General features: G+C 73.3%; 7 protein-coding genes. 6 read left to right on the forward strand and 1 reads right to left on the reverse strand.

The window, feature by feature from the left end:
* Positions 1 to 90 precede the first annotated feature (90 nt).
* The 4 genes from ACWF9Z_RS01180 (at position 91) to ACWF9Z_RS01195 (ending at position 3,972) form a co-directional block, all read left to right on the forward strand.
* Positions 91 to 1,452 carry an FAD-dependent oxidoreductase gene (locus tag ACWF9Z_RS01180; RefSeq protein ID WP_453596152.1) on the forward strand — a complete coding sequence of 454 codons (1,362 nt, stop codon included), beginning with the start codon at positions 91 to 93 and terminating at the stop codon, positions 1,450 to 1,452.
* A 146-nt stretch (positions 1,453 to 1,598) separates the two neighbouring features.
* Positions 1,599 to 2,330, forward strand: a complete 732-nt coding sequence (locus ACWF9Z_RS01185; RefSeq protein ID WP_453596154.1) for an NADPH-dependent F420 reductase — start codon at positions 1,599 to 1,601, stop codon at positions 2,328 to 2,330.
* A gap of 210 nt (positions 2,331 to 2,540) precedes the next feature.
* A complete protein-coding gene (locus tag ACWF9Z_RS01190) occupies positions 2,541 to 3,287 on the forward strand; it encodes a molybdopterin-dependent oxidoreductase (protein WP_453596531.1) in 747 nt (248 codons plus the stop codon).
* Positions 3,271 to 3,972 (forward strand): cytochrome b/b6 domain-containing protein, encoded by a 702-nt coding sequence (locus ACWF9Z_RS01195; RefSeq protein ID WP_453596156.1) that lies wholly within the window; start codon positions 3,271 to 3,273, stop codon positions 3,970 to 3,972. Before ACWF9Z_RS01190 ends, ACWF9Z_RS01195 begins: the two co-directional genes overlap by 17 nt.
* Here ACWF9Z_RS01195 and ACWF9Z_RS01200 read toward each other — a convergent pair.
* Positions 3,935 to 4,408 carry a MarR family winged helix-turn-helix transcriptional regulator gene (locus ACWF9Z_RS01200; RefSeq protein ID WP_453596158.1) on the reverse strand — a complete coding sequence of 158 codons (474 nt, stop codon included), beginning with the start codon at positions 4,406 to 4,408 and terminating at the stop codon, positions 3,935 to 3,937. The genes ACWF9Z_RS01195 and ACWF9Z_RS01200 overlap by 38 nt on opposite strands.
* Positions 4,409 to 4,534: 126 nt before the next feature.
* Between ACWF9Z_RS01200 and ACWF9Z_RS01205 the strand changes: the two genes are divergently transcribed.
* Positions 4,535 to 4,945, forward strand: coding sequence for an organic hydroperoxide resistance protein (locus ACWF9Z_RS01205; RefSeq protein ID WP_356655730.1), 411 nt, complete (start codon positions 4,535 to 4,537; stop codon positions 4,943 to 4,945).
* A gap of 484 nt (positions 4,946 to 5,429) precedes the next feature.
* Positions 5,430 to 5,831, forward strand: coding sequence for a hypothetical protein (locus ACWF9Z_RS01210; RefSeq protein ID WP_453596160.1), 402 nt, complete (start codon positions 5,430 to 5,432; stop codon positions 5,829 to 5,831).
* Positions 5,832 to 6,000: the final 169 nt, after the last annotated feature.

The following is a 6,000-nucleotide window of genomic DNA, read 5'->3' on the forward strand; positions in this document are numbered from 1 at the left end:
GGTCATAACCAAGGGGTGGGTGCTGGGTTAGGCTTGCCTCAGTTTAGGGTTTCCTTGATCGCGTATGTTCGTCGTTCGAAGGGAACAGCCATGCCTCGCCCCCTGCGGGTAGCAATCGTCGGTGCCGGCCCCGCAGGCATCTACGCCGCGGACGCCCTGCTGAAGTCCGAGGCGGCCACCGAGCCGGGTGTGTCCATCGACATCTTCGAGCGGATGCCCGCGCCCTTCGGCCTGATCCGCTACGGCGTCGCGCCCGACCACCCGCGCATCAAGGGCATCATCACGGCCCTCCACCAAGTGCTCGACAAGCCCCAGGTCCGCCTCTTCGGCAACGTCGACTACCCGAACGACATCAGCCTCGACGAGCTGCACTCGTTCTACGACGCCGTGATCTTCTCCACGGGCGCCACCGCGGACCGCACCCTCAGCATCCCGGGCGTCGAGCTCGAGGGGTCCTACGGCGCCGCCGACTTCGTCTCCTGGTACGACGGGCACCCCGACGTCCCGCGCACCTGGCCGCTCGAGGCCGAGAAGGTCGCCGTCCTCGGCGTCGGCAACGTCGCCCTCGACGTCGCGCGCATCCTCGCCAAGACCGCCGACGAGCTGCTGCCGACCGAGATCCCGGCCAACGTCCACGACGGACTGAAGGCCAACAAGGCGCTCGAGGTCCACGTGTTCGGCCGCCGCGGTCCCGCCCAGGCCAAGTTCAGCCCGATGGAGCTGCGCGAGCTGGACCACTCGCCGAACATCGAGGTCATCGTCAACCCCGAGGACATCGACTACGACGAGGGCTCGATCACCACCCGCCGCTCCAACAAGCAGGCGGACATGGTCGCCAAGACCCTCGAGAACTGGGCGATCCGTGACATCGGCGACCGCCCGCACAAGCTCTTCCTGCACTTCTTCGAGTCGCCCTCCGAGATCCTCGGCGAGGACGGCAAGGTCGTCGGCCTGCGCACCGAGCGCACCGAGCTGGACGGCACCGGCAACGTCAAGGGCACCGGGCAGTTCACCGACTGGGACGTCCAGTCCGTCTACCGCGCCGTCGGCTACCTCTCCGACGAGCTGCCCAAGCTGCCCTGGGACGTCGAGTCCGGCACGGTTCCGGACGAGGCCGGCCGCGTCATCGAAGCGGGCGCGCACCTGGCGTCCACGTACGTCACCGGCTGGATCCGCCGCGGCCCCATCGGCCTGATCGGCCACACCAAGGGCGACGCGAACGAGACGGTCGCCAGCCTCCTCGCCGACCACGAGGGCGGCCGCCTGCTGACGCCGGCCACGCCGGCGCCGGAGGCGGTCGAGGCCTTCCTCACCGCACGGGAGATCCGCTTCACCACGTGGGAGGGCTGGTACAAGCTCGACGCCGCCGAGAAGGCCCTGGGCGAGCCGCAGGGCCGCGCGCGCGTGAAGCTCGTCGAGCGCGAGGAGATGCTCGAGGCGAGCGGGGCGTAGTCCCGCACTCCGGCCGGACCCGCCGCGCGCGGGCCCGGCCGGAGGTCCCGGCGCCGGGTGCCCGGCAGGCCGCGCCCCACGGTGGTGCGGCCGGTGCGCCGGTCACCCCGTGCCGGGGGCCGGGGAACCCGTCGGGCCGTGGCGGAATGCCCCGCGCCCGGGGGTGGTTCGGATCATCGAGACACCCGAACACCCCTGGACGCACGGGAGAACTCATGAAGATCGGCATCATCGGCGCGGGCAACATCGGGGGCAACCTCACCCGCCGCCTCACCGCCCTCGGCCACGACGTGGCGGTCGCCAACTCGCGCGGCCCCGCAACCCTGACCGCCCTCGCCGAGGAGACCGGCGCCACCCCGGTCGCCGTCGCCGAGGCCGCCCGCGGGGCCGAGGTCGTCGTCGTGACGGTCCCGCTGAAGAACGTCCCGGACCTGCCCGCCGGCCTCTTCGACGGGGCGGCCCCCGGCTTCGTGGTCATCGACACCGGGAACTACTACCCGCGCCAGCGCGACGGCCGGATCCCCGGCATCGAGGACGAGGGCCTCACCGAGAGCCGGTGGACCGAGGGCCACCTCGGGCACCCCGTCGTCAAGGCCTTCAACGGCACCTACGCCGAGGACATCCTGGTCAGGCCGCTCGAAGCCGGCCACGCGGACCGGCAGGCCCTGCCCGTCGCCGGTGACGACGAGGAGGCGAAGAAGACCGTACGGGCCCTCATCGACGAACTCGGCTTCGACACCGTCGACTCGGGAGGCATCGACGACTCCTGGCGCCAGCAGCCCGGTACCCCGGTCTACGGGCTCCGCGCCGGCACGCAGGCCGTGGTCAAGGCGCTCGCGGAGGCTTCGCCGGAGCGCCCGGAGGACTTCCGGGGCTGATGCGGGCCCGCCGGCCGGAGCGCGGCCGGCGGAACGGCCGGCGGACCTCCCGGAATCTGACGGAAGTCTGACGGCGGTCCGCGAACCCTGGTCAGGGGGTGCGGCGGGTGGTCGAATCGGCACGTGAGCAGAGAACCGGAAGCCGATCCCGGCCACCCGCACGACCCGTACGACCTGTCGGGTCCGTCGGGTCCGTGGGACCCCGCCGACCTGTCCGACCCCTCCGATCCCGGCGACCCCTCCGGCTCCGACGGCCGCGGTGCCCCCGTCGGCCGGCGGCTCGTCCTCGGCATGGTGGGGCTCGGCGCGCTCGGCCTGGCGGCCGGACCCCAGCTGCAGAGCGGTCTCGACGCGACGCTCGGCAAGGCCGCCACGAAGGACCCCACGGGCCTGACGGGGCTGCTGCCGGGCAGCGGCGGGTTCCGCTACTACTCCGTGGCCTCCTCGGTTCCCGAGCGCGGCCCGGCGGACTACCGGCTCACCGTCGACGGCCTGGTCGAGCGCCCGGCCACGTACACCCTCGACGCACTGCGCGGGCTGCCGCAGACCCGCGTGGTCCGCGACGTCCAGTGCGTCACCGGCTGGCGGGTCCCCGGCACGCCGTTCGAGGGCGTCCCGCTGACCTGGCTCCTCGACGCGGCCGGAGTCCGCCCCGAGGCCCGCGCGATCCGCTTCACCTGCTTCGACGGCACCTACACCGAGAGCCTCACGCTCCCGCAGGCCCGCCGCGACGATGTCATGGTCGCCCTCGCGATGCAGGACAAGCCGCTCAGCCACGCCCACGGCGGCCCGGTCCGCCTCTACGTGGCGCCGATGTACTTCTACAAGTCGGCGAAATGGCTGTCCGGCATCACCCTCACCCAGGACGTACAGCCCGGCTACTGGGAGGAACTCGGCTACGACGTCGACGCCTGGGTCGGCAAGTCGAACGGACGCGACGATGCACCCACGGTCTGAATCCCCCTCCGGCGGCCCTTCCGGCCCCCGGGTACGCCGGTTCAGCCCCGCCGAGCGCGGGGTCCACCGGGCCACCGCGGCCCTGGCGGGGGTGTGCCTGGTCACGGCCGGCTGTCTCTACCTGGCGCCCCTCGCCGAACTCGTGGGCCGCCGCCACCTCGTGGTCACCCTGCACGAATGGTCCGGTCTGCTGCTGCCGGTCCCCGCGCTGCTGGGCCTCGTGTCCGGGGCCTTCCGGGCCGACCTGCGCCGGCTGAACCGCTTCGGCCCCCACGACCGGACCTGGCTGCGCTCCGCTCTGCGCCGCGACCACCGTCGGTCGGCGCGCCCGGCGGGGAAGTTCAACGCGGGCCAGAAGCTCTACGCGAGCTGGAGCGCCGGCGCGGCCCTGGTGATGCTCGGCACCGGCCTGCTGATGTGGTTCACCGGCCTGGCCCCGCTGCGCTGGCGGACAGGAGCGACCTTCGTCCACGACTGGCTGGCCATCGCCCTCGCGGTGGCCGTCGTCGGCCACGTCATGAAGGCCATCGCCGATCCGGAGGCCCGGCGCGGGATGCGCACGGGCGAGGTGGACACGGACTGGGCGCGGCGCGAGCACCCGCTGTGGCGTCCGCAGCCCGCCTCCGCGAAGGCCCCGCGCACTCCGCCTACTCCTGCGGAACCGCCGCGTCCAGGGCGGCGGTGAGCCGCCGCAGGCGCTCCTGGAGGTCCCGGATCTCGCCGAGTCCGAAGCCGGTCGCGACGGCGATGCGCCGGGGAACCTCGACGGCCTGGGCGCGCAGCGCGGTACCGGCGCCGGTGAGCCGCACGTGCACGGACCGCTCGTCCTGCGAGCTGCGCTCGCGGGAGATCAGGCCGGCCGCCTCCAGGCGTTTGAGCAGGGGGGACAGGGTCCCCGAGTCGAGGCGCAGGTGCTGTCCGAGCTGTTTGACCGGCATCTCGCCGTGCTCCCAGAGCACCAGCATCACGAGGTACTGCGGGTAGGTGAGCCCGAGGTCCTTCAGGACCACCCGGTAGAGGCTTCCGAAGGCGCGGTTCGCCGCGCCGAGCGCGAAGCAGATCTGGCCGTCGAGGCGCAGGAAGTCCTGGTCGGGGAGGGTGTCGATCGGCTGCTCGGTCATGGGACCCAGTGTACGCGGGGTGCCGTGTCGGCAACTAAATTGTGCACAACTTAATTGTGTGCCATATTGATGGAGCGAGGTCAGCGACCGATGGCCCCGCTTCCGCCTGTGAGAGGAACCCCCGAGATGGACGCGATCTACACCGCAGTCGCCACCGCCAACGGCCGCGAAGGCCGCGCCGTCAGCTCCGACGGCCAGATCGACCTCGCGCTGGCCATGCCCCCGGCCCTCGGCGGGAACGGCCAGGGCACCAACCCCGAGCAGCTCTTCGCCGCCGGCTACGCCGCCTGCTTCGCCAGCGCCCTCGGACTGGTCGGCCGTCAGGCCAAGGTCGACACGAGCGACGTCTCGGTGACCGCGGAGGTCTCGATCGGCAAGGACGGCGCGGGCTTCGGACTGGCCGCCGTCCTGCGCGTGGAGCTCCCGGACGCCCTGGCGGGCGAGACCGGCGCCCTGCTGGTCAAGCAGGCCCACGAGGTCTGCCCCTACTCCCGGGCCACCCGGGGCAACATCTCGGTCGAGCTCGTCGTCGAATAGTCCGCCGCTCCCTCAGGAGCAGCCCACCGGAGCGGCCGTCCCGCCGCCTGCCCGCCGTGCCCGTCGCACGCGCGGAGCGGGCGGTGGGGCGGCCGCTCCGGCGTGGGCGGGGCCCCTGCCGTGGGGCGCGCCGCGCCCCCTTCCGGTGGGCGGTGTCCACCTCTGTGCGCGGATCTCGCACGGCCCGGGCCGGCGGCCCGCGGCCACCTCCCGGCCTCATGCGGCATCTGCTAGGTGAGACAGCTGGTTCCCCATGTAGATGAGCGGCAAAAGGACTGTTACTGTCCGCATGCGCGACTCTGGATGAGGGAGAAAATTTCCCCGTTCTGCGGCGCACCGTCGTAGGAAAGTCGCTGGTCGTCGGCGCCCTCCTGGCCCTTGTGGTGCCAGGGACGGCGTACGCCAACACCGTCACCGTCACCGTGAAGACCCCGGGGGCGACCGCCGGCCCTGCAGCACCACGGCCTCGCACGGCCCGCTGACCGTGGCCGCCGGGCAGTCGCTCTGCATCGGGCCCGGCGGCAGCCAGACAGGGCCGGTCACCGTCCGGCCCGGCGGCGCGCTCGTCGTGGCCGGCGGCCGGATCGCCGGCCCGCTGTCCGCCGACGGAGCGCTCGCCGTGTCCGTCTGCGGATCGACGCTGACCGGACCGGTCGTCCTCCGGGCCGGCACCGGTGCCGTGGTGATCGGCGGGGGTCCGGGTGCGGGCGTACCGGACTGCGCGGGCAACACCCTCACCGGCCCGGTCTCGCTGGTGGGCAACACCGGAGGCGTCGAGCTCGGGGCCGGCCGGATCGTCGGCCCGCTGAGCTGCGAGGCCAACGCACCGGCCCCGCGCGTCGTCTCCACCACCGTCGTCGGACCGCGGTCCGGCCAGTGCCGGTGACCCGCGGGGCCGCGTAGCCCAGCGGCCGGTGGACCTCCGGCCCGGGCGCGGCCTCGAGGTCCGGGGGGGGGGGGGGGGGGCGCCGGCGGGGGCCCCCCCCCCCGCCGCGCGCCCCCCCCCCGGCAAGCACTACGGGGGGCACCTCGCGAAACACGACGACCCGCTCCCC

This window comes from Streptomyces sp. NPDC054961, from assembly GCF_053609145.1.

Excerpts from the sequence above, each read along its gene's own strand:
- ACWF9Z_RS01180 (WP_453596152.1), top strand. The coding sequence starts at position 91 with ATGCCTCGCCCCCTGCGGGTAGCAATCGTCGGTGCCGGCCCCGCAGGC.
- ACWF9Z_RS01185 (WP_453596154.1), top strand. The coding sequence starts at position 1,599 with ATGCCCCGCGCCCGGGGGTGGTTCGGATCATCGAGACACCCGAACACC.
- ACWF9Z_RS01195 (WP_453596156.1), top strand. The coding sequence starts at position 3,271 with ATGCACCCACGGTCTGAATCCCCCTCCGGCGGCCCTTCCGGCCCCCGG.
- ACWF9Z_RS01200 (WP_453596158.1), bottom strand. The coding sequence starts at position 4,408 with ATGACCGAGCAGCCGATCGACACCCTCCCCGACCAGGACTTCCTGCGC.
- ACWF9Z_RS01205 (WP_356655730.1), top strand. The coding sequence starts at position 4,535 with ATGGACGCGATCTACACCGCAGTCGCCACCGCCAACGGCCGCGAAGGC.